This is a genomic window from Pseudomonas sp. WC2401 (assembly GCF_041200115.1).
In the GTDB taxonomy this organism is placed as follows: Bacteria; Pseudomonadota; Gammaproteobacteria; order Pseudomonadales; family Pseudomonadaceae; genus Aquipseudomonas; species Aquipseudomonas fragi.
Genome location: NZ_CP165623.1, coordinates 4,226,312 through 4,250,110, shown reverse-complemented (window position 1 = coordinate 4,250,110; position 23,799 = coordinate 4,226,312). Strand labels below are relative to the sequence as shown.

The following is a 23,799-nucleotide window of genomic DNA, read 5'->3' as shown; positions in this document are numbered from 1 at the left end:
GCCAGCCTCGAGCTGGCTTATGCGTATCCAGACAAGACTATTTGGGAGTGACTGCCGGACATGTCCCGCAATTCTTATATTCAGCAGAACTCTGATATCCACGCCGCTGGCGGCCTGGTCCCGATGGTTGTCGAGCAGTCCGCCCGTGGCGAACGCGCTTACGACATCTACTCGCGCCTCCTGAAGGAGCGAATCATCTTCCTGGTCGGCCCCGTAGAAGACTACATGGCCAACCTGGTGGCGGCGCAGCTGCTGTTCCTTGAAGCCGAGAACCCGGACAAGGACATCCACCTGTACATCAACTCGCCGGGCGGTTCGGTGACTGCAGGCATGTCGATCTACGACACCATGCAATTCATCAAGCCTGACGTGTCGACCATCTGCATCGGCCAGGCCTGCAGCATGGGTGCCTTCCTGTTGGCCGGTGGCGCACCGGGCAAGCGTCACTGCCTGCCGAACTCGCGCATGATGATTCACCAGCCGCTGGGCGGTTTCCAGGGCCAGGCGTCGGATATCGACATTCATGCCAAGGAAATCCTTAACATCCGTCATCGCTTGAACTCGCTGCTGGCTCACCACACGGGCCAGACTCTCGAAACCATCGAGCGCGACACCGAGCGTGACAACTTCATGAGCGCCGAGCGTGCAACCGAATACGGTTTGATCGACTCTGTGTTCAGCAAGCGTCAAATGCCCGCTTAAGCAGCTCAAATTGGGGGTGGTTGGGCTAACCGACCACCTGCGGGCTTGAAAAAGCCCGCAGTTGCCTTCATCTTGTGTTGCAAGCCTATCGGATTTGGATCGATCGAATGACTGACACCCGCAACGGCGAGGACAACGGCAAATTGCTCTATTGCTCCTTCTGTGGCAAAAGCCAGCATGAAGTGCGCAAATTGATTGCCGGCCCCTCGGTCTTTATCTGCGACGAATGCGTTGACCTGTGCAATGACATCATCCGTGAGGAGGTGCAGGAAGCCCAGGCCGAGAGCAGCGCGCATAAATTACCATCGCCAAAAGAAATCAGCGGCATCCTTGATCAATACGTCATTGGTCAGGAACGTGCCAAAAAGGTTTTGGCTGTAGCGGTATACAACCACTACAAGCGCCTTAACCAGCGTGACAAGAAGAACGACGACGTCGAACTCGGCAAGAGCAACATCCTGCTGATCGGCCCGACCGGCTCGGGTAAGACTCTGCTGGCAGAAACCCTGGCGCGACTGCTGAATGTGCCTTTCACCATCGCTGACGCGACCACGCTGACCGAAGCCGGTTATGTGGGCGAAGATGTTGAAAACATCATTCAGAAGCTGCTGCAGAAATGCGATTACGACGTAGAAAAAGCCCAGATGGGCATTGTCTACATCGATGAAATCGACAAGATTTCGCGCAAGTCTGACAACCCTTCGATTACCCGTGATGTTTCCGGTGAAGGTGTGCAGCAGGCATTGCTCAAGCTGATCGAAGGCACCGTGGCTTCCGTGCCGCCGCAAGGTGGTCGCAAGCACCCGCAGCAGGAGTTCTTGCAGGTTGATACCCGCAACATCCTGTTTATCTGTGGTGGTGCGTTCTCGGGCCTGGAGAAGGTTGTACAGGCTCGCTCGACTCGCGGCGGCATCGGCTTCAGTGCTGAAGTACGCAGCAAGGAAGAGGGCAAGAAGGTTGGCGAATCCCTGCGTGAAGTCGAACCTGACGATCTGGTCAAGTTTGGTCTGATCCCGGAATTCGTGGGTCGTCTGCCTGTTCTGGCAACGCTCGACGAGCTGGACGAAGCTGCCTTGATGCAGATTCTGACCGAGCCGAAGAACGCGCTGACCAAGCAGTATGGCAAGTTGTTCGAAATGGAAGGTGTAGACCTCGAGTTCCGTGCTGACGCCCTGAAAGCCGTGGCCAAGCGAGCGCTCGAGCGCAAGACTGGCGCCCGTGGCCTGCGTTCGATTCTTGAAGGCGTGCTGCTCGACACCATGTACGAAATCCCCTCGCAGTCCGAGGTGAGTAAAGTGGTGATCGACGAAAGCGTTATAGAAGGCAAGTCCAAACCGTTGTTGATCTATGAAAACAACGAAGCGACTGCCAAGGTTGCACCTGACGCGTAAATGCAGTGCCGGGCATTGCACATTGCGTGTTAAAGAAGGGGCCTTCGGGCCCCTTTGTTTTTCCTGTCGTTCAACGCTTGTTTTTTTTCAAGACTGCCCCCATCTTGGCTTCAAGCTTACATCCATCTGATTACGGCCTTATGGCCGCCGTAGAGGCGAAATCATGAAGACAACCATCGAATTGCCTCTCCTGCCATTGCGCGATGTTGTGGTTTATCCGCACATGGTGATCCCACTGTTCGTGGGACGCGAGAAGTCGATCGAGGCCCTTGAGGCTGCGATGACGGGCGACAAGCAGATTTTGCTGCTGGCTCAAAAGAATCCTGCTGACGATGATCCGGGCGAAGACGCTCTGTATCGGGTCGGCACCATTGCAACTGTCCTGCAATTGCTCAAACTCCCGGACGGCACGGTTAAAGTGCTGGTTGAGGGTGAGCAGCGCGGTGCGGTCGAGCATTTTGGCCAGGCAGATGGTTATCTGAGTGCCGAAGTCTCCCTGATTGATGAAGTGGCTGCCCCGGATCGTGAATCCGAAGTGTTTGTGCGCAGCCTGCTGTCCCAGTTCGAGCAATACGTACAACTGGGCAAAAAGGTCCCGGCCGAGGTGCTGTCATCGCTTAACAGCATTGATGAGCCAAGCCGTCTGGTCGATACGATGGCTGCCCATATGGCACTCAAGATCGAGCAGAAGCAGGAAATCCTCGAAATCATCGATCTGCAGGCCCGTGTTGAACACGTTCTGGCCCTGCTGGATGCCGAGATCGACCTGCTGCAAGTTGAAAAACGCATCCGTGGCCGCGTTAAAAAGCAAATGGAGCGCAGCCAGCGCGAGTACTACCTGAATGAGCAGATGAAGGCCATTCAGAAAGAGCTGGGTGATGGTGACGAAGGTCACAATGAAATCGAAGAGCTGAAAAAGCGTATCGATGCTGCCGGCCTGCCCAAAGATGCAATGGCCAAGGCCCAGGCCGAGCTGAACAAGCTCAAGCAAATGTCGCCAATGTCTGCAGAAGCCACGGTGGTGCGCTCCTACATCGACTGGCTGGTGCAGGTGCCGTGGAAGGCTCAGAGCAAGGTGCGTCTGGATCTCAAGCGCGCCGAAGACATCCTGGATGCAGACCACTACGGTCTGGACGAAGTCAAAGAGCGGATCCTCGAATATCTCGCCGTACAAAAACGCGTGAAGAAAATTCGTGGCCCGGTTCTGTGCCTGGTCGGTCCTCCGGGCGTCGGTAAAACCTCGCTCGCCGAGTCTATTGCCCACGCAACAAACCGTAAATTTGTACGCATGGCCTTGGGTGGCGTGCGTGATGAAGCGGAAATCCGTGGCCATCGCCGTACTTACATCGGTTCGATGCCAGGAAGATTGATTCAAAAGATGACCAAGGTTGGCGTGCGCAACCCGTTGTTCCTGCTCGATGAAATCGACAAGATGGGCAGCGACATGCGTGGCGATCCGGCTTCGGCATTGCTTGAGGTGCTGGATCCCGAGCAGAACCACAATTTCAACGATCATTACCTCGAGGTCGATTACGACCTGTCCGATGTGATGTTCCTGTGTACCTCCAACTCGATGAACATCCCACCAGCCTTGCTGGACCGGATGGAAGTCATTCGTCTGCCTGGCTACACCGAAGACGAAAAAATCAATATTGCCGTCAAATACCTGGCCCCGAAACAAATTGAAGCCAATGGCTTGAAGAAGGGCGAGCTGGCGTTTGATAACGAAGCCATCCGCGACATTATCCGCTATTACACCCGCGAAGCCGGTGTGCGGGGCCTTGAGCGCCAGATTGCGAAGATCTGCCGCAAGGCGGTCAAAGAGCATGCGCTGGAAAAACGCTTTGCCGTCACCGTCACCCCGGAGCTGCTCGAGCACTTTTTGGGTGTAAGAAAATTCAGCTACGGTTTGGCTGAAGTTCAGGATCAGATCGGTCAGGTGACCGGCCTTGCCTGGACCCAGGTGGGTGGCGAACTGCTGACCATCGAAGCGGCCGTTGTGCCTGGCAAAGGCCAGCTGATCAAGACCGGTTCGCTGGGCGATGTGATGGTCGAGTCGATCACCGCTGCTTTGACGGTGGTCCGCAGCCGCGCCAAAAGCCTCGGTATCCCGTTGGATTTCCACGAAAAACGCGATATTCACATCCATATGCCGGAAGGCGCCACACCTAAAGATGGCCCTAGTGCCGGTGTGGGCATGTGCACGGCCCTGGTCTCTGCATTGACGCTGATTCCGGTGCGCGCAGATGTTGCCATGACAGGTGAAATTACCTTGCGTGGTCAGGTACTGGCTATTGGTGGCCTGAAGGAAAAATTACTGGCAGCTCACCGTGGTGGGATCAAGACTGTAATTATTCCAGAAGAAAACGTTCGTGATCTGAAGGAAATTCCTGACAACATCAAACAGGATCTTCAGATCAAACCGGTTAAATGGATTGACGAAGTCCTGCAAATTGCGCTGCAATACGCCCCGGAGCCCTTGCCGGATGTGGCTCCCGAGATTGTTGCCAAGGACGACAAGCGAGAGTCTGACTCTAAGGAAAGAATTAGCACGCATTAATATGGCTTTGCCTGATGGGCTTGTTGACGCGTTTTGGAGCCCTTGTTATAAAGCGGCTCATAAGTGTCAACAAGTGCTTCAGCGGTCGTCTGCTTTTACCAAAAACTTTAGAAACATACTCAGATAGATATAAGGGGACTTAGAGTGAACAAGTCGGAACTGATTGATGCTATCGCTGCATCTGCTGATATCCCGAAAGCTGCAGCTGGCCGTGCGCTGGACGCAGTAATCGAATCCGTCACTGGCGCTCTTAAGGCTGGCGACTCTGTGGTACTGGTTGGTTTTGGTACTTTCTCTGTAACCGATCGCCCTGCTCGTATTGGTCGTAACCCACAGACCGGTAAAACGCTGGAAATTCCTGCTGCCAAAAAACCAGGCTTCAAAGCCGGTAAAGCACTGAAAGAAGCGGTTAACTAAGTTTCTGTAACACCTTTTACCCAACCGGGTCAGGCGCACGCCAGGCTTGGCAGCGGAGCGGTAGTGCAGTCGATGGCAACATCGATGTGTCACGCCGGGGGTCGCGGGTTCGAGCCCGGTCCGCTCCGCCAGTTACGAGAAGGCGCATCCTCGGATGCGCCTTTCTTCTATCCGGACTCTACCCACGCTCCACGGTTGCTCATTATGCAAGACCGTTTCTGGGGGAAGCATGCTGCAAAATATCAGGGACAATTCACAAGGCTGGATTGCCAAGACCATCATCGGTGTCATCGTCGCGTTAATGGCGTTGACCGGTTTCGATGCCATTTTTCAAGCCACCTCTACCAGCCAGGATGCTGCCAAGGTCAACGGTGAAGAAATCACCCAGGTTGAACTGAGCCAGGCCGTCGACATGCAACGTCGTCAGCTGCTGCAGCAACTGGGCAAGGATTTCGACTCGTCGTTGCTGGATGAAAAAATGCTGCGTGAAGCGGCCCTCAAAGGGCTGATCGATCGCAAGCTGTTGCTGCAAGGCGCCAAAGACGCGAAATTTTCGTTCTCTGAAGCCGCGTTGGACCAGGTCATTCTGTTGACCCCTGAATTTCAGGAAGACGGCAAGTTCAGCCCTGAGCGTTTCGACCAGGTGATCCGTCAACTGGGTTACGGTCGCTTGCAGTTCCGTAACATGCTGGGCGAGGAAATGCTGATTGGTCAGCTGCGTGCCGGTCTGGCGGGCAGTGGTTTCGTGACCGATGAGCAGGTGAATGCGTTTGCCCGTCTGGAAAAACAAACCCGTGATTTCGCTTCGTTGAACATCAAGGCCGACCCGGCTGCGGTGAAACTGAGCGACGCCGAGATCAAGGCTTACTACGACGAGCACGCCAAAGAATTCATGACCCCTGATCAGGTGGTGATCGACTATATCGAGTTGAAGAAATCTTCTTTCTTTGATCAGGTAGCCGTGAAGGATGATGAGCTGCAAGCCTTGTATCAGAAGGAAATCGCCAACCTGGCCGAACAACGCCGGGCTGCGCATATCCTGATCGAAGTGAATGACAAGGTTAGCGACGAGCAGGCCAAGGCCAGGATCGCCGAGATTCAGCAGCGTCTGGCCAAAGGCGAAAGCTTCGAAGCTATGGCCAAGGAGTTTTCCCAGGATCCGGGCTCGGCTGCCAATGGCGGTGACCTGGGCTTCGCAGGCCCGGGTGTTTACGACCCTGTGTTCGAAACGGCGGTTTATGGGTTGAAGCAGGACCAGGTATCGGAGCCGGTGCGCACCAGCTTCGGTTATCACCTGATCAAGCTGCTGGGCGTTGAAGCACCTGAAGTGCCGAGCTTTGCCAGCCTGAAAGACAAGCTGACCCATGACCTGAAAACCCAGCAGGTTGAACGCCTGTTTGTCGATGCGACCAAGCAATTGGAAGACTCGGCGTTTGAAGCGTCCGATCTGGCTCAGCCGGCTCAAGAGCTCAAGCTGACCGTGCACACCTCTGCGCCATTTGGTCGTGAAGGCGGCGACGGTGTTACCGCCAATCGCGCGGTGATTCAAGCTGCATTCAGCACCGAAGTGATGGATGAAGGTGCTAACAGTACGGCGCTGGAGCTGGATCCTGAGACCGTAGTGGTATTGCGCGTCAAGGAGCACCGCAAGCCTGAGCAGTTGCCGCTGGAGGCTGTGGCCTCGAGCATTCGTGCGCAACTGGTCAAGGAGCACGCCAGTGCCGCGGCCAAAACCCGTGCTGAAGAGATCATCAAGGAACTGCGCGATGGCAAACTGCCGTTGAACCAGCCGATTGATGGTCAGTCGTGGAAGGTCCAGGAAGCGGTTGCCCGTGGCCAGGAAGGTATTGATCCTGCCGTGCTGCAAGCCGTGTTCCGTATGCCTAAACCGGCAGCCAAGGACAAGCCGACCTTCGGCAGCGTCACCCTGGCTGATGGCACTGTGGTTGTGCTGCGTTTGAATGGCGTCAACGATGCAGTAGCGCCAACTGAAGAAGAGAAAGCGTCGTATCGCCGCTTCCTCGCTTCGCGTGTGGGTCAGCAAGATTTTGCTGCCTACCGCAAGCAGCTGGAAAACGAAGCCAAGGTTGAGCGCTACTAAGCGTTCTGCCTGCTTCACAAAAAAAGGCCGCTCATTGAGCGGCCTTTTTTTGCGCCTGTTTTTTTGTGGGAGCGGGCTTGCTCGCGATAGCATCAGCGCAGTGTGCCTGACACACCGCGTCGCTTGTATCGCGGGCAAGCCCGCTCCCACAGGTCATCTTCCACAGGTTTTCCTGAGACAAAAAAACGCCCGGTGCAATCACTGCACCGGGCGTTTTGTGTAGCGGCTACAGCGAAGGATTTACTCTTCGAGGCTGCCCATGGCGGTGGTGTTGAAGCCGCCGTCTACGTACATGATTTCGCCGCTGATGCCCGACGCCAGGTCCGAGCACAGGAAGGCGCCGGCATTGCCGACTTCGTCGATGGTCACGTTGCGACGCAGTGGGGTCTGCGCTTCGTTGGCCGCCAGCATTTTGCGGAAGTTCTTGATGCCCGACGCTGCCAGGGTACGGATCGGGCCTGCCGATACGCAGTTAACGCGAGTGCCCTCAGGGCCCAGGCTGCCTGCCAGGTAACGTACACCGGCTTCCAGGCTGGCCTTGGCCATGCCCATCACGTTGTAGTTAGGCATGGTGCGCTCGGCGCCCAGGTAGGACAGGGTCAGCAGGCTGCCATTGCGGCCTTTCATCATTGGGCGGCCAGCTTTGGCCAGGGCCACGAAGCTGTAGGCGCTGATGTCGTGAGCGATGCGGAAGCCTTCACGGGTGGTAGCGTCGGTGAAGTCGCCATCCAGTTGGTCGCCCGGGGCGAAACCTACGGAGTGAACGATGCAGTCCAGACCGTCCCACTTCTTGCTCAGATCTTCGAAAACCTTGGCGATTTCTTCATCGCTGGCCACGTCGCAAGGGAAGCACAGCTCAGGGTTCGAGCCCCAGCCTGCGGCGAATTCTTCAACACGACCTTTCAGCTTTTCGTTCTGATAAGTGAAAGCCAGCTCGGCGCCTTCACGGTGCATGGCGGCAGCAATGCCAGAAGCGATGGACAATTTGCTAGCGACGCCAACGATCAGTACGCGCTTACCGGTGAGAAAACCCATGTGTTGTTCCTCTATCAGGTTAATCGACAGCCACTGGTGCCAAAAAGGCGGCTTCCAGCAGCTGTTGTGTATATGGATGTTGCGGTGAGGCAAAGATACTTTGCGCATCACCCTGTTCGACCACTTGGCCATGCTTGACCACCATCAGCTGGTGGCTCAGCGCTTTGACCACAGCCAGGTCATGGCTGATAAACAAATACGTCAGGTTGTGCCTGGTTTGCAGTGAGCGCAGCAGCTCAACCACCTGGCGCTGTACTGTGCGGTCCAACGCCGAGGTTGGCTCGTCCAGCAAGATCAGCTCCGGCTTCAACACCAGGGCGCGGGCAATGGCGATTCGTTGCCGTTGTCCGCCTGAAAACTCGTGAGGGTAACGGTGCCGGGTTTCCGGATCCAGACCTACTTCTCGCAAGGCTTCAATAATTGCAATTTCCTGCTCCGCATCGGTACCCATGCGGTGGATGCGCAAGCCTTCACCGACAATCTCGCTGACGCTCATGCGCGGGCTGAGACTGCCAAAGGGGTCCTGGAACACCACCTGCATTTCCCGGCGCAGCGGCCGTACTTCTTTCTGCGACAAACAGTCTAGCCGTTTGCCTTCAAAACTGATCGAACCCTGGCTGGCAATCAAACGTAAAATCGCCAGCCCCAGGGTCGACTTGCCCGATCCGCTTTCGCCCACAATCCCCAGGGTCTGCCCCTGGGGCAGGCTGAAATTGATGCCGTCGACCGCTTTCACGTAATCGACGGTCTTGCGTAGCAGGCCTTTCTTGATCGGGAACCAGACTTTCAGGTCCTCGACTTGCAGCAATGGCGGGCCGGCAACCGTGTTGGCCGGGCCTCCGCTGGGCTCTGCACTGAGCAGTTCCCGGGTGTAGGGATGCTGCGGCGAACGGAACAGCTGCTCGCACGATGCTTGTTCGACGATTAAACCGCGCTGCATGACACATACTCGATGTGCAATTCTTCGCACAAGGTTCAAATCGTGACTGATCAGTAACAGCGACATGCCCAACCGGGCCTGCAGGTCCTTGAGCAAATCGAGAATCTTGAGCTGTACCGTGACGTCCAGAGCTGTGGTGGGTTCATCGGCAATCAGCAGCTCGGGCTCATTGGCCAGGGCCATGGCGATCATTACACGCTGCCTCTGGCCGCCTGAGAGCTCGTGTGGCAGGGCTTTGAGGCGTTTGTGTGGCTCGGGGATGCCTACCAGCTCAAGCAGCTCCAGGGTGCGCTGCGTGGCGGCCTTGCCGGTGAGCCCCTTGTGAATGCCCAGCACCTCATTGATTTGTTTTTCAATGTTGTGCAGCGGGTTGAGCGAGGTCATCGGCTCCTGAAAAATCATTGCGATGCGATTGCCGCGGATATGCCGCAGTTTTTTTTCATCCGCGCTCAGTAAATCATGCCCGCCATAGGTGATCGTGCCGGTAGGGTGGCGCGCAAGCGGGTAGGGCAACAGCCTGAGGATCGAGTGCGCAGTCACCGATTTGCCCGAGCCGCTTTCGCCGACCAGGGCCAGGGTTTCGCCACGCCTGATATCAAAACTGATGCCTTGTACCACCCTCTGCGGGGTTTCCCCCGCGACAAACTCGACACTGAGGTCGCGCACTTCGATCAGATTGTCCTGCGTCATGTTATTTCCTCGGGTCGAAGGCATCGCGGGCGGACTCACCGATAAATACCAGCAGGCTGAGCATGATGGCCAGTACCGCGAACGCGCTGATGCCCAGCCACGGCGCTTGCAGGTTGGACTTGCCCTGGGCCACCAGTTCACCCAGCGACGGTGCCCCCGGCGGCAGGCCGAAGCCCAGGAAGTCCAGCGCAGTGAGGGTGCCAATGGCGCCAGTGAGGATAAACGGCATAAAGGTCATGGTGGAGACCATCGCGTTGGGCAGGATGTGGCGGTACATGATGGCCATGTCCTGCATGCCCAGGGCGCGGGCGGCACGCACATATTCCAGATTACGCCCACGCAGGAATTCGGCGCGTACTACGTCCACGAGGCTCATCCAGGAGAACAGCAACATGATACCCAGCAGCCACCAGAAGTTGGGCTGCACGAAACTGGCAAGGATGATCAACAGGTACAGCACCGGCAAGCCTGACCAGATTTCCAGAAAACGCTGACCGGCAAGGTCGACCCAGCCGCCATAAAAGCCCTGCAGGGCCCCGGCGATCACGCCGATGATGGAGCTCAGTACCGTCAGGGTCAGGGCGAACAGCACCGATATGCGAAAGCCATAAATCACCCGTGCCAGCACATCGCGGCCCTGGTCATCGGTGCCCAGCCAGTTCTCGGCGGAGGGCGGGGCGGGGGCCGGGACTTTCAGGTCGTAGTTGATGCTCTGATAGCTGTAGGGGATAGGCGGCCACAGCACCCAGGCATCTTTCTTGGCCAGCAGTTCACGGATATACGGGCTTTTGTAGTTGGCTTCGAGGGGGAACTCGCCGCCAAAATCGGTCTCGGGATAGCGCTTGAGTGCCGGGAAATACCACTCCCCGTCGTAATTGATGACCAGCGGCTTGTCGTTGGCAATGAACTCGGCGTTGAGGCTGAGCCCGAACAGCACCAGAAAGATCCACAGCGACCACCAGCCACGCTTGTTGGCTTTGAATCGGGCAAAACGGCGTCGATTGAGGGGGGATAATTTCATCTCAATGCTCCCTGCTTTCAAAGTCGATGCGCGGATCAACCAGGGTGTATGAGAGGTCGCCGATCAGCTTCACCACCAGCCCGACCAGCGTAAAGATAAACAGGGTGCCGAATACCACGGGGTAGTCGCGGTTGATCGCCGCCTCGAAACTCATCAGGCCCAGGCCGTCGAGGGAGAAAATCACTTCGACCAGCAACGAGCCGGTAAAGAAAATCCCGATAAAGGCCGAAGGGAAACCGGCAATCACCAGCAGCATGGCATTGCGGAACACGTGGCCATAGAGCACGCGGTGGTTGGTCAGGCCCTTGGCTTTGGCAGTGACGACGTATTGTTTGTTGATTTCATCCAGAAAGCTGTTTTTGGTCAGCAGGGTCATGGTGGCGAAGTTGCCGATCACCAGCGCCGTGACGGGCAAGGCCAGATGCCAGAAGTAATCGAGAATCTTGCCGCCCAGGCTCAACTCGTCGAAGTTATTGGAGGTCAGGCCGCGCAAGGGGAACCAGTCGAGGTAACTGCCCCCGGCAAACAACACGATCAGGAGGATGGCAAACAGAAAGGCCGGGATGGCATAGCCGACGATGATCAGCGAACTGGTCCAGACATCGAAGTGGCTGCCGTGGCGCGTGGCCTTGGCGATCCCCAGGGGGATCGACACCAGGTACATGATCAGGGTGCTCCATAACCCCAGCGAGATGGAGACGGGCATTTTTTCCTTGATCAGGTCGATGACCTTGGCATCGCGGAAGAAACTCTCGCCGAAGTCCAGCCGGGCGTAGTTCTTGATCATGATCCACAAGCGTTCCGGCGCCGACTTGTCGAAGCCGTACATCTTTTCGATTTCCTTGATCAGCTCCGGGTCCAGCCCCTGGGCGCCGCGGTAGTTGGAACCCGCCACCGAGACTTCCGAGCCACCACCGGCAATGCGACTGGTGGCGCCGTCAAAGCCTTCGAGCTTGGCGATCATTTGTTCAACCGGGCCGCCGGGCGCCGCCTGGATAATGATGAAGTTGATCAGCAGTATCCCGAAAAGGGTCGGAATGATCAGCAGTAGTCGCCTGACAATATAAGCCAGCATTTAAGGCTCCTGGCTCGCGCTTGAAGGTGGGTTCGAGGGTGCAGGTTTGACGTCAGGTTTGGCCCACCAGGTGGTGGTGCCAATATCGTATTTGGGCGTGATTTCAGGGTGGCCAATATGGTTCGAGTAGGCCACGCGCCAGGTTTTGATATGCCAGTTGGGGATCACATAAAAGCCCCACTGCAGCACGCGGTCCAGCGCCCGGGCATGGTTGATCAGGCTTTGCCGGGACTCGGCGTTGATCAGGCCTTCGGTCAACTGGTCGATGGCCGGGTCCTTGAGGCCGATAAAGTTGCGGCTGCCGGGTTTGTCGATGCTCTGCGACTCCCAGTATTCGCGCTGCTCACTGCCCGGTGAGTTTGATTGCGGGAAACTGCCGACAATCATGTCGTAATCCCGTGAGCGCAGGCGGTTGAGGTACTGGGAGGTGTCGACCCGGCGAATCTGCAAATCGATGCCCAGGTCACTGAGGTTGCGCTTGAACGGCAGCAGGATGCGCTCGAACTCGGTTTGTGCCAGCAAAAACTCGATTTTCACCGGTTTGCCCTGGGCGTCGACCATCTTGTCGTCGACGATGCGCCAGCCGGCGTCTTGCAGCAGTTGGTAGGCGCGGCGCTGTTGCTCGCGAATCATGCCGCTGGCATCGGTAACACTGGGCTTGAACGCGTCCGTGAATACCTGCTCGGGAATCTGCCCGCGCAAGGGCTCCAAAATGGCCAGCTCGGCTTCGGTCGGCGGTGCCTTGGCGGCCATTTCCGAGTTCTCGAAGTAGCTGCCAGTGCGCGCATAGGCGCCGTTGAACAGTTGCTTGTTGGCCCATTCAAAGTCGAACAGCAGGCTTAGCGCCTCGCGAACGCGCACATCCTGGAACATGGGCCTGCGCAGGTTGAAGATAAAACCCTGCATGCCCGTCGGATTGTGATTACGAATTTCTTCTTTTTTCAGGCGGCCCTGGGTAAAGGCCGGGGCGTTGTAGGCCCCCGCCCAGTTTTTCGCGCTGATCTCCAGCCAGTAATCAAACTGACCGGCCTTGAGCGCTTCGAAGGCCACGCTGTTGTCGCGAAAGTAATCGACGGTGATGGCGTCGAAGTTGTACAGGCCCTTGTTGATGGGCAGGTCTTTGCCCCAGTAGTCCTTGTTGCGCTCGTAACGGATCGAGCGCCCGGGCTTGATCTCGGCGATGGTGTAGGGGCCGCTGCCGGGCGGGATTTCCAGGTTGCCCTTGTTGAAGTCGCGGGTTTCCCACCAGTGCTTGGGCAGTACCGGAAGCTGGCCAAGGATCAGCGGCAGTTCGCGGTTTTTGTTGTGCTTGAAGGTGAATTTGACCTGCAGCGGATTTTCCGCGATGGCCTGGTCGACATCGCTGTAATAGCCCTTGTACAGCGGTGAGCCGCTCTTCATCAGGGTGTCGAAGCTGAAAACCACATCTTCGGCGCGAATCGGATGGCCATCGCTGAATTTCGCTTCGGGGCGCAGGTAAAAACGCACCCAGCTGTTATCCGGGGCTTTTTCGATTTTCTCGGCAATCAGACCGTAGGACGTGAAAGGCTCGTCGAGGGTTTGCCGGGCCAGGGTATCGAAGGTCAGATCAATATCGTCGGCCGGTACGCCTTTGTTGATAAAGGGGTTGAGGCTGTCGAAGCTGCCCAGTGCGGACTTGCGAAACGTGCCGCCCTTGGGCGCGTCCGGATTGACGTATTCCACATGCTTGAAATTGGCCGGGTATTTCGGCGGCTCGTCGTAGAGGGTCAAGGCATGTTGGGGAGCGGCCAACGCGGCGCAGGCAAAACCGGCCAATAGCATGCTGCAAAGGGGCTTTAGCAAGGTATGCAGGGGCATCATTGTGTTTTCTCCGTAGGCTTAAGCCACCACGCGCTAAGGCCCAGTGTGTAGGGCGGCGTAGTCACAAAGGCGAACCGGTTGCGGTACGCCAGGCGGTGATAGTTCAGATACCAGTTGGGAATGATGTAGTGCTGCCACAGCAGGACGCGGTCCAGGGCCCGGCCGGCAGACAATTGCTCGTCGCGGGTCTGGGCGGCCAGCAAGCGCTCCAGCAACTGATCCACGACCGGGTTGGCCACACCTGCATAATTCTTGCTGCCCTTGACGTTGGCCTGGCTCGAATGGAAGTACTGCCACTGCTCAAGACCGGGGCTCAGGGTCTGGTCGAGGGTCATCAGGATCATGTCGAAGTCGAATTGATCCAGGCGCTGTTTGTATTGCGCGCGATCCACGGTGCGCAGTCGGGCGTCGATACCGATACTGGCCAGGTTTTCCACATAGGGCTGCAGGATGCGCTCAAGGTTGGGGTTTACCAGCAATATTTCGAACCGCAGCGGTTTGCCTTCACTATTGAGCAGCCGTTGCCCGGAGAGTTTCCAGCCACTTTCACCCAGCAGCGCCAAAGCCTGGCGCAAGGTTTCACGGGGGATACCGCGACCATCGGTGTGCGGCAGGGCAAAGGCCTGGTTGAACAGCTCGGCAGGCAGCTGGCTGCGCCAGGGAGACAGCATGAGCCACTCATGCCCCTGGGGGATGCCGCTGGCCGAAAATTCGCTGTTGGGGTAATAGCTCATGGCCCGCTTATAGGCGCCGTTGAACAGCGTGCGGTTAGTCCATTCAAAGTCGAACATCAGGCCCAGGGCTTCACGGACGTTGTCCTGGGCGAAGGTGGGGCGACGGCTGTTCATAAACAGCCCCTGGGTTTGTGTCGGGATCTGGTGGGTGATTTCGGCCTTGATCACCTCGCCGCGCCGCACCGCTGGAAAGTTGTAGCCGTTGGCCCAGTTCTTGGCCTGGTGCTCGATGTAAATGTCGAACTCGCGGGCCTTGAAGGCCTCGAACGCCACATCACTGTCGCGGTAGAACTCCACTTCGACCCGCTCGAAATTGTATTTGCCGCGGTTGACCGGCAGGTGGGCGCCCCACCAGTTTTTCACGTGTTCGAAGACCAGCTGGCGCCCGGGGGTGACCCTGGTGATGCGATAAGGTCCGCTGCCCAGCGGTGGCTCGAAGGTGGTGGCTTTGAAGTCGCGCGTTGCCCAGTAATGCTGGGGCAGCACGGGCAGTTCGCCAAGACGCAGGATCAGCAAGGGGTTGCCGGCGCGTTTGAATACGAAGCGAATCCGCTTGGGCCCCAGGATATCGACCCGCTGGACTTCCTGAAGGTTGGTGCGGTACTGCGGATGGCCTTCTTTAAGCAGCAGATTGTAGGAGAAGGCTACGTCGTAGGCCGTTATCGGCGCACCGTCGTGAAAACGGGCTTCGGGGCGCAGGTTAAAAACCACCCAACTGCGGTCTTCGTTGTACTCCACCGACTGGGCGATCAAGCCATAACTGGAGGTGGGTTCATCGCCGGAAGGGGCGTACTGGCCCGTGCCTGCCATCAGCGTTTCGTTGAGTTCATTGACCCCGTATTGCAGGAAGTTGGGGGTCGAGACCGGGCTGGTGCCTTTGAAAGTGTAGGGGTTGAGCGTGTCAAAGGTGCCGAACGCCATGACCTTCAAGGTGCCGCCCTTGGGCGCGTCAGGGTTTACCCAGTCGAAATGGGTAAAGGTGGCCGGGTACTTGAGTGTGCCGAACTGCGCATATCCGTGGCTTTCGCTCAGGGTTGCGCTGGCGGGGAAGCTCAAGGCCAGGCTGATAAATAGCGTAAGGAGGGGACGCGTCAAGTCAGAGATCCGATCCAGGCATTGGGCTTAAGGTTTCCTTACAGTAACAGCTTGTATCTGTAGGAAAAAGGCCACTCAGGAAAGCACTACGGGCAAGCTTCGCCCTACTTTTTTGTAGGAATCAGCTTGCCCGCATGGGTATCTGTAGTGTGCTTATCGCGGTTTGGAAACGGTCAGCATTTGCCCCGGCTTGAGGGCTTTGGCGCTGTTGGGATTCCAGCGCTTGAGATGTTGCATCTCAACGTTGAAACGCTTGGCAACGATATACAGCGAATCGCCTTTCTGCACCTTGTATTGCGTAGGCTTGCGGCCTGACGGTTTGCGCGTGTCCTGCATGACCAGGATCTGCCCGGCCTTGAGATTGTTGCCGCTGAGCTTGTTCCAGTGCTGCAGGTCTTTGACATTGACCTTGTTGGCCTTGGCAATCAGGGTCAGGTTGTCGCCGCTCTTGACCCGGTACTTGCGGTTCAGGCGGGCTGGGGATGTGCTTGCTACCTTGTCAAACACCGGCTTGTTGGGGCGCAGGCTGACCAGTTGGTCGGAGCTGAGATTGGACAGGCTGGCGGTCAACAGCTGGGCTTTGGCCGTGGGGACCAGCAGGTGCTGCGGGCCATCGGTGGTGGCGCGCTGCTTGTAGGCGGGGTTGAGCTGGAACATCTCGTCTTCGTCGATCTCGGCCAGGGCTGCCACGCGGGACAGGTCCATGGATTGCTTGATCTCGACCATTTCGAAGTAGGGTTCGTTGGCGATCGGGTTGAGGTTGATGCCGTAGGCTTCAGGGGCCAGAACCACTTGCGACAGGGCCAGCAGTTTTGGCACGTAGTCTTTGGTTTCCTGGGGCAGTGGCAGGTTCCAGTAGTCGGTAGGCAAACCGAGCTTTTCATTGCGCTCGATGGCCCGGCTGACGGTGCCTTCGCCGGCGTTGTAGGCAGCCAGGGCCAGCAGCCAGTCGCCGTTGAACATGTCATGCAGACGGTTCAGGTAGTTCAGGGCGGCGAGGGTCGAGGCCGTGATATCACGACGACCGTCATAGGCACGGGTTTGGCGCAGGTTGAAGTAACGGCCGGTAGAAGGAATGAACTGCCAGAGCCCGACTGCATTGGCGTGGGAATACGCCATAGGGTTGTAGGCGCTTTCGATGGCTGGCAGCAAGGCCAGTTCCAGCGGCATGTTGCGCTCTTCGAGACGCTCTACGATGTAGTGAATATAAAGGCTGCCGCGCTCGCCGGCGTTTTCCAGAAAGGACGGGTTGCTGGCAAACCACAGGCGTTGTTGTTCAATGCGGGGGTTGACGTTCTGCCCGTCCTGCAACTTGAAGCCCTGGCGCATGCGCTCCCATACATCCTGCGGGGGCAGGGGGCTGGGCTTCTGGCTGAGCCAGAGGGGATCCTGGGGTATGCGTTTGGCGATTTTAAGGCTGGCCCGCTCGGTGGTCTGCGCCGAATGATCCATGGATTGGCAGCCCGCGAGGGTGGCGGACACAGCCACCGCGATGGCTTTGACCAAGCGCGTCAATGCGTCTGAATTGATGGAGTTACCTTTAAATGACGACATTGTTTTGAAAAAAGTTCAGGAAAAAATGTCGGGGGATTCTAGAAAGCAGGGGGGGCGCGGTCAACTGTTGAGAATTTTTATGCTGACCGCACTCTATTTCAAAACTTGTCTTTCCAGCTGCGCAGGCTGGCAAAGACCGCACTGGGCGAGTCGTTGTTACGGGAGTTCCACTCGTCAGCTTTTTCTTTAACAGATGTTTCATCGACCCGCAGAAAGGGATTGGTGCGCAATTCGAGTGCTATAGAGGATGGCAAACTGATACGACCTTCAGCTCGCCACTGCGTGACTTGCGCAACGCGCGCGGCAATATCCGGGTTGTTCGGTTCCACTGCCTGGGCGAAGCGCAAGTTGCTCAAGGTGTATTCGTGGGTGCAGTACACGCCGGTGTGGGCGGGCAGCGCGGCCAACCGGCTCAGGGAGTGGTGCATCTGTTCGGGGGTGCCTTCGAATAGCCGTCCGCAACCGGCAGCAAACAGGGTGTCGCCACAGAACAGCAGAGGGGCTGCCGGGTTTTCGTGATAGTAGGCGATATGCCCCAGGGTATGGCCGGGCACCAGCAATATCTGGAACTCAAGGCCCAGCACCTCGATGCTGTCGCCATCGTTGAGTGCCACTTGTCGGGCCGGGATGCTCTCAAGTGCCGGGCCCCAAACCTTCGCGTTAGTGTGGGCGTGAAGCTGTGCAACCCCGCCCACATGATCGAAGTGGTGATGGGTGATCAGGATGTCACTCAGCACCCAGCCCGGGTGCCGCTCCAGCCACTCCATAACAGGCGCGGCATCACCCGGATCGACCACGGCACAGCGCTGGTTGGCGGTGTCCTGTAACAACCAGATGTAGTTGTCGTTGAAGGCGGGCAGGGCGTCGATCTGTAACATGGTGCAATTCCCAAGTGCGAGACAATGGCGCATCTTAGGGGCTGTTGACGTTTAATTGCGAGCCGCGTCGTCAGGGCTTGCGACAGGTAGATGGCGAGTTGGAGGAGCAATGACCGATAAAGCATTGGCTCAGGCAGACCCTGAGTGGCTGGCGCTGATCAGCACAGCACGGGAATGGCTGTCCGGCCCCCACGGGCAACTGTTGCTCGAAGATGAGCAGCGGGTACTTGAAGACGAGCTGGGCCGCTTTTTCGGCGGTTATCTGGTGCATTACGGCCCCGGTGCCGATCCTGCCCCACAGGCTGCGCAAGTGCGCCGCAGCGTGCGTCTTGGCGCACCTTTGCCGGGTGTGGAGATCTTCTGTGAAGAACAGGCCTGGCCACTGTGCGAACATGCGGCCGATGTGGTGGTATTGCAGCATGGCCTGGATTTTTGCCTTTCACCTCACGGTCTTCTGCGTGAAGCGGCCAGCAGCGTGCGCCCCGGCGGGCACTTGCTGATTGTCGGGATCAACCCCTGGAGCAGTTGGGGGTTGCGCCATGTTTTCGCCAAGGATGCACTGCGTAAGGCGCGCTGCATTGCACCTTCACGGGTCGCTGACTGGCTGAACCTGCTGGGCTTTGCGCTGGAGAAACGCCGCTTCGGGTGCTATCGTCCGCCGCTTGCGTCCAAGGCCTGGCAAAGCCGTTTGTCAGGGTGGGAGCGCAAGGCCGGTAGCTGGCAATTGGCCGGTGGCGGCTTCTATGTACTGGTTGCGCGCAAAATGGTGGTGGGCTTGCGCCCGGTCAACCCGATGCGCCGCGAACCGATGGGCAAGCTGGTTCCCTTGCAAATGGCCAAGGTCAATCGGCGCCACACAGACTCTTAATTTTATGTTGGGCCGGGTGCGCCCGGCTCAGGTGCTGGCCATTGCTGATGGTCGGGCCATAAGCAGCCTTTTCTGGATAGTTTGCAATGACCGATAGCGTTGAAATGTTCACCGATGGTGCCTGCAAGGGCAATCCTGGCCCTGGCGGCTGGGGTGCCTTGCTGGTTTGCCAGGGTGTAGAAAAGGAACTCTGGGGTGGCGAGCCTAACACCACCAACAACCGCATGGAGCTGATGGCCGCGATTCGTGGCCTGGAAGAGCTCAAGCGGCCCTGTGAAGTGTTGCTGGTGACCGACTCGCAGTATGTGATGAAAGGCATCACCGAGTGGATGGTCAACTGGAAGAAACGCGGCTGGAAAACCGCTTCCAAGGAGCCAGTGAAAAATGCCGACCTGTGGAAGCTGCTCGATGAGCAGGTCAACCGGCATACCGTGAAGTGGCAGTGGGTACGCGGTCACATCGGCCACCCAGGCAACGAACGTGCCGACCAGTTGGCCAACCGCGGGGTCGATCAGGTGCGGGGAATCAAGCATGCGTAGTGTTGTACTCGATACTGAAACCACCGGTATGCCGGTCACCGATGGCCACCGGGTGATCGAGATCGGTTGCGTCGAGTTGATGGGCCGTCGACTGACCGGCCGCCATTTTCATGTGTACCTGCAGCCCGATCGTGAAAGTGACGAGGGCGCCATTGGTGTCCACGGCATTACTAACGAATTCCTGGTGGGCAAGCCGCGCTTTGCTGAAGTAGCGGATGAATTTTTCGAGTTCATCAAGGGCGCGCAGCTGATCATCCATAACGCCGCGTTCGACGTGGGCTTTCTCAACAACGAGTTCGCCCTGATTGGCCAGACCGATCGCGCCGACCTGACTCAGCACTGCACCATCCTCGATACCCTGGCGATGGCCCGGGCCCGTCACCCGGGCCAGCGCAACAGCCTCGATGCCCTGTGCAAACGCTATGGCGTCGACAACTCGGGCCGTGAGCTGCACGGCGCTTTGCTCGACTCCGAGATCCTCGCAGACGTTTACCTGACCATGACTGGCGGGCAGACCAGCCTGTCGTTGGCCGGTAATGCATCTGACGGTAACGGTTCAGGCGAAGGCTCGGGTAACCAGGCCAGCGAAATCCGCCGCCTGTCGGCCGACCGTCAGCCGGGCCGGATTATTCGTGCAAGTGAAAGCGACTTGGCCGAGCATGCCGCTCGGCTTGAAGCCATTGCCAAATCGGCAGGCGGCCCGTCGCTGTGGGCGCAGCTTCTCGACGCGAAGGGGCAAACACTGCAATAACCTGGCGCCGTCTTGTTGTTGCTGGCGCAGGCCATGAACGGTTGCGCTGCAATCCGGTGTCAGCATCGACGACAGGAAAGAAGGATTTTTCATGCATCTGGTTGTGAACCCCAAGGACCCTCACGTCTCGGTACGCCTGGCCGACGAGGGTTTCGCGCCGTATGTATGGTGCAACGATTTCAGCTTTGAAGTGCGCGCCTACGCGCGTGCCGACCGCCATAAGAAGGTCGAGCACTGGCCGCTGGACCTGATTACCCCCTACCGCAAATGCTACGGCATCGACCCCGATGAGTTCGCCAGCTATCGCGGTGGCAAGGACAGCGACATTTTCATGGCCTACCTGGATAACCAGCCCGTCGGGCATGTGGTTGTCAGCACCAACTGGAACGGGTTTGCCCATGTCGATGAACTGGCCGTGATTGCCGGTGCCCGTCGCCACGGCGTGGCCAGGTCATTGCTGGAAGTGGTCAAGTTCTGGAGCCGCAAGAAGAACCTGCCCGGGATCATGCTGGAGACCCAGAACAACAACCTTGGTGCCTGCAGGTTGTACGAACGTTGTGGGTATCAGGTCGGAGGTATCGATGATTTACGCTATCGCGGTATCGATCCGCAGACCCGTGAAGTGGCGATTTTCTGGTATCTGATTTTCGAAAGTAAAAACCTGTAGGCGCAGCCTCGTTCCTTCGGCAGCGGCTACAGGGCTCGTGTTCTAAAGCACCACCAGGCCCTGATCCGCGAGTAACGCCTCGGCCTTTGCCCGCACAATTTCAATCAGCGCAGCCAGCGCCAGGCCCGGCTGGGTACCCTTGCGTGTGAGCGCATAGAGCGTCACCGGGATGGCCGGAGAGACCGGGCACACGTCCAGCCCGCTGGCTTTGGCCCCCACTGCCGTGAACGGGTCGACCAGCGCCAGCCCCTCGCCAGCTTCGACCATGCTGCGCATCATCCGGTAACTTTGCACCTGAATGTGCACCACCGGCGTCGGGCGCAAGGCCTGCAGCTTGCTATCGAGGCCGCGGCTCAAGCCGTCTTGCTGTTGCAGGCCAATCATTGCCTGACCGGCCAGCTCTGTCAGGGCGATGTATTTGTGCTTGGGGGATAGCCAGCCGTGAGGCGCCAAAAATTGCACTTTGCCCTGCACCACAGGCCAGCAGTCGAGCCCGGTCTGCTCTGATGGCTGCAAGCTGAAGCCGATATCGCATTCATCCATCAACAGGCGTCGCACGATTTCAGCGCAGGGGTAGCTGCCAAGTACGGCAGGGGTGTCGGGAAACCGGCGTCTCAGGGCACCGATGCAAGAGGGCAGCAGCGGTTCGGCCAGGGTTTCACTGCACGCCACGCGCAAGGCCGGCTCCTGATGCTGGCGCAACTCGTTGCCCAGTTGGCGTAACGGCTCAAGTGCCTGGTACAGCTGATTGATCAGGGGTTGCAGCACAAGTGTATCGCGGGTGGCTTGCAGCCGCCCGCGAACACTGGAAAACAGCATAAAGCCCAATTGCTGCTCGGCTTCCTGCAGCGTTGCGCTGAGGGTGGCCGTGGGCAATTGCAGCAACTCGGCAGCATGGCCGAGGTTGCCGGTTTGCAATAGGGCTTGAATCACTTCGATGTGGCGTAGACGCATGCTAATGTCCGGCAGATGAGGTTTCAGCGTTGCGAAGCCTGATCCATGTCTCATCCGTTGACTTCAGCGTTAGGCCATAAAACAGGTCAGGCTGCGACAACCGGGGAAGGATCGCGGACCAGGATGACGCCCGACTGCACCAGCTCGTAGTTGTTGTCATCATTTTTTTTGACACGATCGCCAATGGCCAGTTTGTAGGTCATTACGGGCTGATCGCCGGTTGCTTGTGTATCTTCAAACTCATGCACGGAATAAACCCGACCTTCCGCATCTCTTGCATGAAATTGCCCAACGAGAACTGCCGCCATTTGTAGAGAACCTCTGGAGATAAACACCCAATTTGCGGTTCTGTAGACCGTTGTTCAGCAGGGGAAGTTTAGCCATGTGAAAAAAATAGTCCCGCTACTTTACAGGCTTGCAGGCCGATAGGGTGAACTGGGGTGCAAGAAAGCCGTCCGATCATCTATAACTAGTCTTCCTACAGCTACTGACTCGGGGTTTTCCATGAGCAAGGTCTACAGTGTTGCAGTGTTGGTTGGCAGTTTGAGGAAGGACTCGCTCAATCGAAAAGTCGCCCAGGCCCTGGCAGAACTGGCGCCGCCAAGCCTGAAACTGTTTATTGTCGAAATCGGTGAGCTGGCGCTGTACAACGAAGACATTGACGGTGCGTCGCCGCCTGCGGCCTACACGGTGTTTCGCGATCAGATCCGCCCGGCCGATGCCGTCCTGTTTGTGACCCCCGAGTACAACCGCTCGGTGCCAGGCGTTTTGAAAAACGCCATTGATGTCGGTTCGCGGCCATATGGGCAGAGTGTGTTCAGTGGCAAGCCGGGCGCGGTGATCAGTGTTTCGCCGGGGGCCATTGGGGGCTTTGGGGCGAATCATCATTTGCGCCAGTCGCTGGTGTTCCTCGATGTGCCGTGCATGCAGCAGCCTGAGGCCTATCTGGGCGGAGCGGGCGATGCATTTGATGCGTCTGGCAAGCTGTCAGACAAAGTCCGACCGTTTTTGCAGAAATTTATCGACCAATTTGCCGGGTGGGTAGAGCGCTAGGGTTACCGCAAGCCGCAAGCCGCAAGTGATAGGCTTGCAGCTTGCGGCTTGACGTGATCAGTTGCTCTGCGGCATCTCGCCGCTGGCCAGGCGGCGATTGATATCGGCAATCACCTCAGGCAGGTCGCTGATGGTGTCGATCAAGTAATGCGGGCGAGAACCGGCAAACAGGGTGTGAATGCGGCTGCGCTCACTGGCCAGGGTTACCGGGTCCAGTGCCTGGTATTGCGCCCAGGTCAGGCCCAGCGCATTGCCGGAACACACCAGGGCCACGGTCCACATACCGGCGCGACGACCTTCAAGAATGCCCGGCACGGTGTCGTCGATCTTCACACAGGCGCCCACATCATCAATGCCCAGCGCAATCACGTTGGCCAGTGCCTGGGCTGGCCAGGGACGACCGTTCGGCACTTCATCAGTAGCCACCACATGGTCGGCTATATAGCCATTGGTGGCGGCCAGTTCAACCACTTTGGCCATCACTTGCGCCGGGTAACCCGAGCATGAACCGATCTTGATGCCTTGCTCGCGCAGTTGGGCGATGGTCTCCAGGGCACCCGGGATCAGCGCTGAGTGTTCGGCGATCTTTTCGATCTGCAGCGGCATGAAACGCTCATAAATTGCGGTCACGTCATCGTCAGTCGGGGCGCGCCCGAACACCTTTTTATAGCGCTCGGTGATCTGCGGTTGATCACACAGGGTGCGGATGTGGTCCCACTTGCCCATGCCCATCGGCCCGCGAGCCTCTTCGATGGAGACCTGTACATCGAATTCGGCAAAGGCTTCGACAAAAATCTGGGTCGGGGCGAACGAGCCAAAATCGACCACGGTGCCGGCCCAGTCGAGAATGGCGGCTTGCAGTTTGCTTGGGTTGGTGTAGTTCATGTCAGAGAATCCTGTAAGAGCGGGCGGTGCCGCGCGAAATAATAGGG

General features: G+C 57.8%; 21 protein-coding genes. 10 read left to right on the top strand and 11 right to left on the bottom strand.

The features are described from left to right. Positions 1-60: 60 nt before the first annotated feature. The 5 genes from clpP (at position 61) to AB3G35_RS19470 (ending at position 7,171) form a co-directional block, all read left to right on the top strand. On the top strand, positions 61-702 hold the full coding sequence (gene clpP / locus AB3G35_RS19490) for an ATP-dependent Clp endopeptidase proteolytic subunit ClpP (protein WP_016782312.1): 642 nt from the start codon (positions 61-63) through the stop codon (positions 700-702). Between the two features lie 107 nt (positions 703-809). Then, positions 810-2,093: an ATP-dependent Clp protease ATP-binding subunit ClpX gene (clpX, locus tag AB3G35_RS19485; RefSeq protein ID WP_016782313.1), complete on the top strand. Its 1,284-nt coding sequence runs from the start codon at positions 810-812 to the stop codon at positions 2,091-2,093. 163 nt (positions 2,094-2,256) lie between these two features. After that, positions 2,257-4,653, top strand: a complete 2,397-nt coding sequence (lon, locus tag AB3G35_RS19480) for an endopeptidase La (protein WP_016782314.1) — start codon at positions 2,257-2,259, stop codon at positions 4,651-4,653. Positions 4,654-4,797: 144 nt separating this feature from the next. Next, positions 4,798-5,070, top strand: coding sequence for an HU family DNA-binding protein (locus AB3G35_RS19475; protein WP_016782315.1), 273 nt, complete (start codon positions 4,798-4,800; stop codon positions 5,068-5,070). 229 nt (positions 5,071-5,299) lie between these two features. Beyond that, positions 5,300-7,171 carry a SurA N-terminal domain-containing protein gene (locus AB3G35_RS19470; protein ID WP_369781963.1) on the top strand — a complete coding sequence of 624 codons (1,872 nt, stop codon included), beginning with the start codon at positions 5,300-5,302 and terminating at the stop codon, positions 7,169-7,171. A 240-nt stretch (positions 7,172-7,411) separates the two neighbouring features. On the opposite strand, the gene fabI is transcribed toward AB3G35_RS19470, so the two are convergent. The 8 genes from fabI to gloB form a co-directional block, all read right to left on the bottom strand. Then, positions 7,412-8,206, bottom strand: coding sequence for an enoyl-ACP reductase FabI (fabI, locus tag AB3G35_RS19465; RefSeq protein ID WP_016782317.1), 795 nt, complete (start codon positions 8,204-8,206; stop codon positions 7,412-7,414). Between the two features lie 19 nt (positions 8,207-8,225). Continuing rightward, positions 8,226-9,836, bottom strand: a complete 1,611-nt coding sequence (locus AB3G35_RS19460) for an ABC transporter ATP-binding protein (RefSeq protein ID WP_324708666.1) — start codon at positions 9,834-9,836, stop codon at positions 8,226-8,228. Position 9,837: 1 nt separating this feature from the next. Continuing rightward, positions 9,838-10,857, bottom strand: a complete 1,020-nt coding sequence (locus AB3G35_RS19455) for an ABC transporter permease (protein WP_016782319.1) — start codon at positions 10,855-10,857, stop codon at positions 9,838-9,840. Position 10,858: 1 nt separating this feature from the next. Next, positions 10,859-11,932 (bottom strand): microcin C ABC transporter permease YejB, encoded by a 1,074-nt coding sequence (locus AB3G35_RS19450; protein ID WP_016782320.1) that lies wholly within the window; start codon positions 11,930-11,932, stop codon positions 10,859-10,861. After that, complete coding sequence (locus AB3G35_RS19445; RefSeq protein ID WP_369781961.1) at positions 11,933-13,774, bottom strand: extracellular solute-binding protein; 1,842 nt, start codon at positions 13,772-13,774, stop codon at positions 11,933-11,935. Further along, positions 13,771-15,603 carry an extracellular solute-binding protein gene (locus AB3G35_RS19440; protein ID WP_369781960.1) on the bottom strand — a complete coding sequence of 611 codons (1,833 nt, stop codon included), beginning with the start codon at positions 15,601-15,603 and terminating at the stop codon, positions 13,771-13,773. The genes AB3G35_RS19445 and AB3G35_RS19440 overlap by 4 nt, the downstream gene beginning before the upstream one ends. Before the next feature lie 153 nt (positions 15,604-15,756). Next, complete coding sequence (locus AB3G35_RS19435; protein WP_016782323.1) at positions 15,757-17,157, bottom strand: lytic transglycosylase domain-containing protein; 1,401 nt, start codon at positions 17,155-17,157, stop codon at positions 15,757-15,759. A 98-nt stretch (positions 17,158-17,255) separates the two neighbouring features. Next, a complete protein-coding gene (gloB, locus tag AB3G35_RS19430) occupies positions 17,256-18,035 on the bottom strand; it encodes a hydroxyacylglutathione hydrolase (protein ID WP_169909631.1) in 780 nt (259 codons plus the stop codon). Positions 18,036-18,144: 109 nt separating this feature from the next. Here gloB and AB3G35_RS19425 point away from each other — a divergent pair, with 109 nt between their 5' ends. The 4 genes from AB3G35_RS19425 to AB3G35_RS19410 all read left to right on the top strand — a co-directional run bounded on the left by AB3G35_RS19425 (position 18,145) and on the right by AB3G35_RS19410 (position 20,860). After that, positions 18,145-18,903, top strand: a complete 759-nt coding sequence (locus AB3G35_RS19425; RefSeq protein WP_016782325.1) for a methyltransferase domain-containing protein — start codon at positions 18,145-18,147, stop codon at positions 18,901-18,903. A gap of 86 nt (positions 18,904-18,989) precedes the next feature. Next, positions 18,990-19,442 (top strand): ribonuclease HI, encoded by a 453-nt coding sequence (rnhA, locus tag AB3G35_RS19420; RefSeq protein WP_016782326.1) that lies wholly within the window; start codon positions 18,990-18,992, stop codon positions 19,440-19,442. Beyond that, positions 19,435-20,193 (top strand): DNA polymerase III subunit epsilon, encoded by a 759-nt coding sequence (dnaQ, locus tag AB3G35_RS19415; protein ID WP_083369580.1) that lies wholly within the window; start codon positions 19,435-19,437, stop codon positions 20,191-20,193. Before rnhA ends, dnaQ begins: the two co-directional genes overlap by 8 nt. 91 nt (positions 20,194-20,284) lie before the next feature. Beyond that, entirely contained in the window at positions 20,285-20,860 is a 576-nt protein-coding gene (locus tag AB3G35_RS19410; protein WP_016782328.1) for a GNAT family N-acetyltransferase, read from the top strand. A gap of 42 nt (positions 20,861-20,902) precedes the next feature. On the opposite strand, the gene AB3G35_RS19405 is transcribed toward AB3G35_RS19410, so the two are convergent. Together AB3G35_RS19405 and AB3G35_RS19400 are read right to left on the bottom strand one after the other, a co-directional pair. Continuing rightward, a complete protein-coding gene (locus AB3G35_RS19405) occupies positions 20,903-21,814 on the bottom strand; it encodes a LysR family transcriptional regulator (protein WP_134050052.1) in 912 nt (303 codons plus the stop codon). Between the two features lie 86 nt (positions 21,815-21,900). After that, entirely contained in the window at positions 21,901-22,122 is a 222-nt protein-coding gene (locus tag AB3G35_RS19400; RefSeq protein WP_029611585.1) for a hypothetical protein, read from the bottom strand. A gap of 196 nt (positions 22,123-22,318) precedes the next feature. Here AB3G35_RS19400 and AB3G35_RS19395 point away from each other — a divergent pair, with 196 nt between their 5' ends. After that, positions 22,319-22,867, top strand: coding sequence for an NADPH-dependent FMN reductase (locus tag AB3G35_RS19395; RefSeq protein ID WP_016782331.1), 549 nt, complete (start codon positions 22,319-22,321; stop codon positions 22,865-22,867). 57 nt (positions 22,868-22,924) lie between these two features. On the opposite strand, the gene phnX is transcribed toward AB3G35_RS19395, so the two are convergent. Continuing rightward, positions 22,925-23,752: a phosphonoacetaldehyde hydrolase gene (gene phnX, locus AB3G35_RS19390; protein ID WP_134050054.1), complete on the bottom strand. Its 828-nt coding sequence runs from the start codon at positions 23,750-23,752 to the stop codon at positions 22,925-22,927. Between the last annotated feature and the right edge of the window lie 47 nt (positions 23,753-23,799).

Excerpts from the sequence above, each read along its gene's own strand:
- clpP (WP_016782312.1), top strand. The coding sequence starts at position 61 with ATGTCCCGCAATTCTTATATTCAGCAGAACTCTGATATCCACGCCGCT.
- clpX (WP_016782313.1), top strand. The coding sequence starts at position 810 with ATGACTGACACCCGCAACGGCGAGGACAACGGCAAATTGCTCTATTGC.
- lon (WP_016782314.1), top strand. The coding sequence starts at position 2,257 with ATGAAGACAACCATCGAATTGCCTCTCCTGCCATTGCGCGATGTTGTG.
- AB3G35_RS19470 (WP_369781963.1), top strand. The coding sequence starts at position 5,300 with ATGCTGCAAAATATCAGGGACAATTCACAAGGCTGGATTGCCAAGACC.
- fabI (WP_016782317.1), bottom strand. The coding sequence starts at position 8,206 with ATGGGTTTTCTCACCGGTAAGCGCGTACTGATCGTTGGCGTCGCTAGC.
- AB3G35_RS19460 (WP_324708666.1), bottom strand. The coding sequence starts at position 9,836 with ATGACGCAGGACAATCTGATCGAAGTGCGCGACCTCAGTGTCGAGTTT.
- AB3G35_RS19455 (WP_016782319.1), bottom strand. The coding sequence starts at position 10,857 with ATGAAATTATCCCCCCTCAATCGACGCCGTTTTGCCCGATTCAAAGCC.
- AB3G35_RS19450 (WP_016782320.1), bottom strand. The coding sequence starts at position 11,932 with ATGCTGGCTTATATTGTCAGGCGACTACTGCTGATCATTCCGACCCTT.
- AB3G35_RS19445 (WP_369781961.1), bottom strand. The coding sequence starts at position 13,774 with ATGATGCCCCTGCATACCTTGCTAAAGCCCCTTTGCAGCATGCTATTG.
- AB3G35_RS19435 (WP_016782323.1), bottom strand. The coding sequence starts at position 17,157 with ATGTCGTCATTTAAAGGTAACTCCATCAATTCAGACGCATTGACGCGC.
- gloB (WP_169909631.1), bottom strand. The coding sequence starts at position 18,035 with ATGTTACAGATCGACGCCCTGCCCGCCTTCAACGACAACTACATCTGG.
- AB3G35_RS19425 (WP_016782325.1), top strand. The coding sequence starts at position 18,145 with ATGACCGATAAAGCATTGGCTCAGGCAGACCCTGAGTGGCTGGCGCTG.
- rnhA (WP_016782326.1), top strand. The coding sequence starts at position 18,990 with ATGACCGATAGCGTTGAAATGTTCACCGATGGTGCCTGCAAGGGCAAT.
- dnaQ (WP_083369580.1), top strand. The coding sequence starts at position 19,435 with ATGCGTAGTGTTGTACTCGATACTGAAACCACCGGTATGCCGGTCACC.
- AB3G35_RS19410 (WP_016782328.1), top strand. The coding sequence starts at position 20,285 with ATGCATCTGGTTGTGAACCCCAAGGACCCTCACGTCTCGGTACGCCTG.
- AB3G35_RS19405 (WP_134050052.1), bottom strand. The coding sequence starts at position 21,814 with ATGCGTCTACGCCACATCGAAGTGATTCAAGCCCTATTGCAAACCGGC.
- AB3G35_RS19400 (WP_029611585.1), bottom strand. The coding sequence starts at position 22,122 with ATGGCGGCAGTTCTCGTTGGGCAATTTCATGCAAGAGATGCGGAAGGT.
- AB3G35_RS19395 (WP_016782331.1), top strand. The coding sequence starts at position 22,319 with ATGAGCAAGGTCTACAGTGTTGCAGTGTTGGTTGGCAGTTTGAGGAAG.
- phnX (WP_134050054.1), bottom strand. The coding sequence starts at position 23,752 with ATGAACTACACCAACCCAAGCAAACTGCAAGCCGCCATTCTCGACTGG.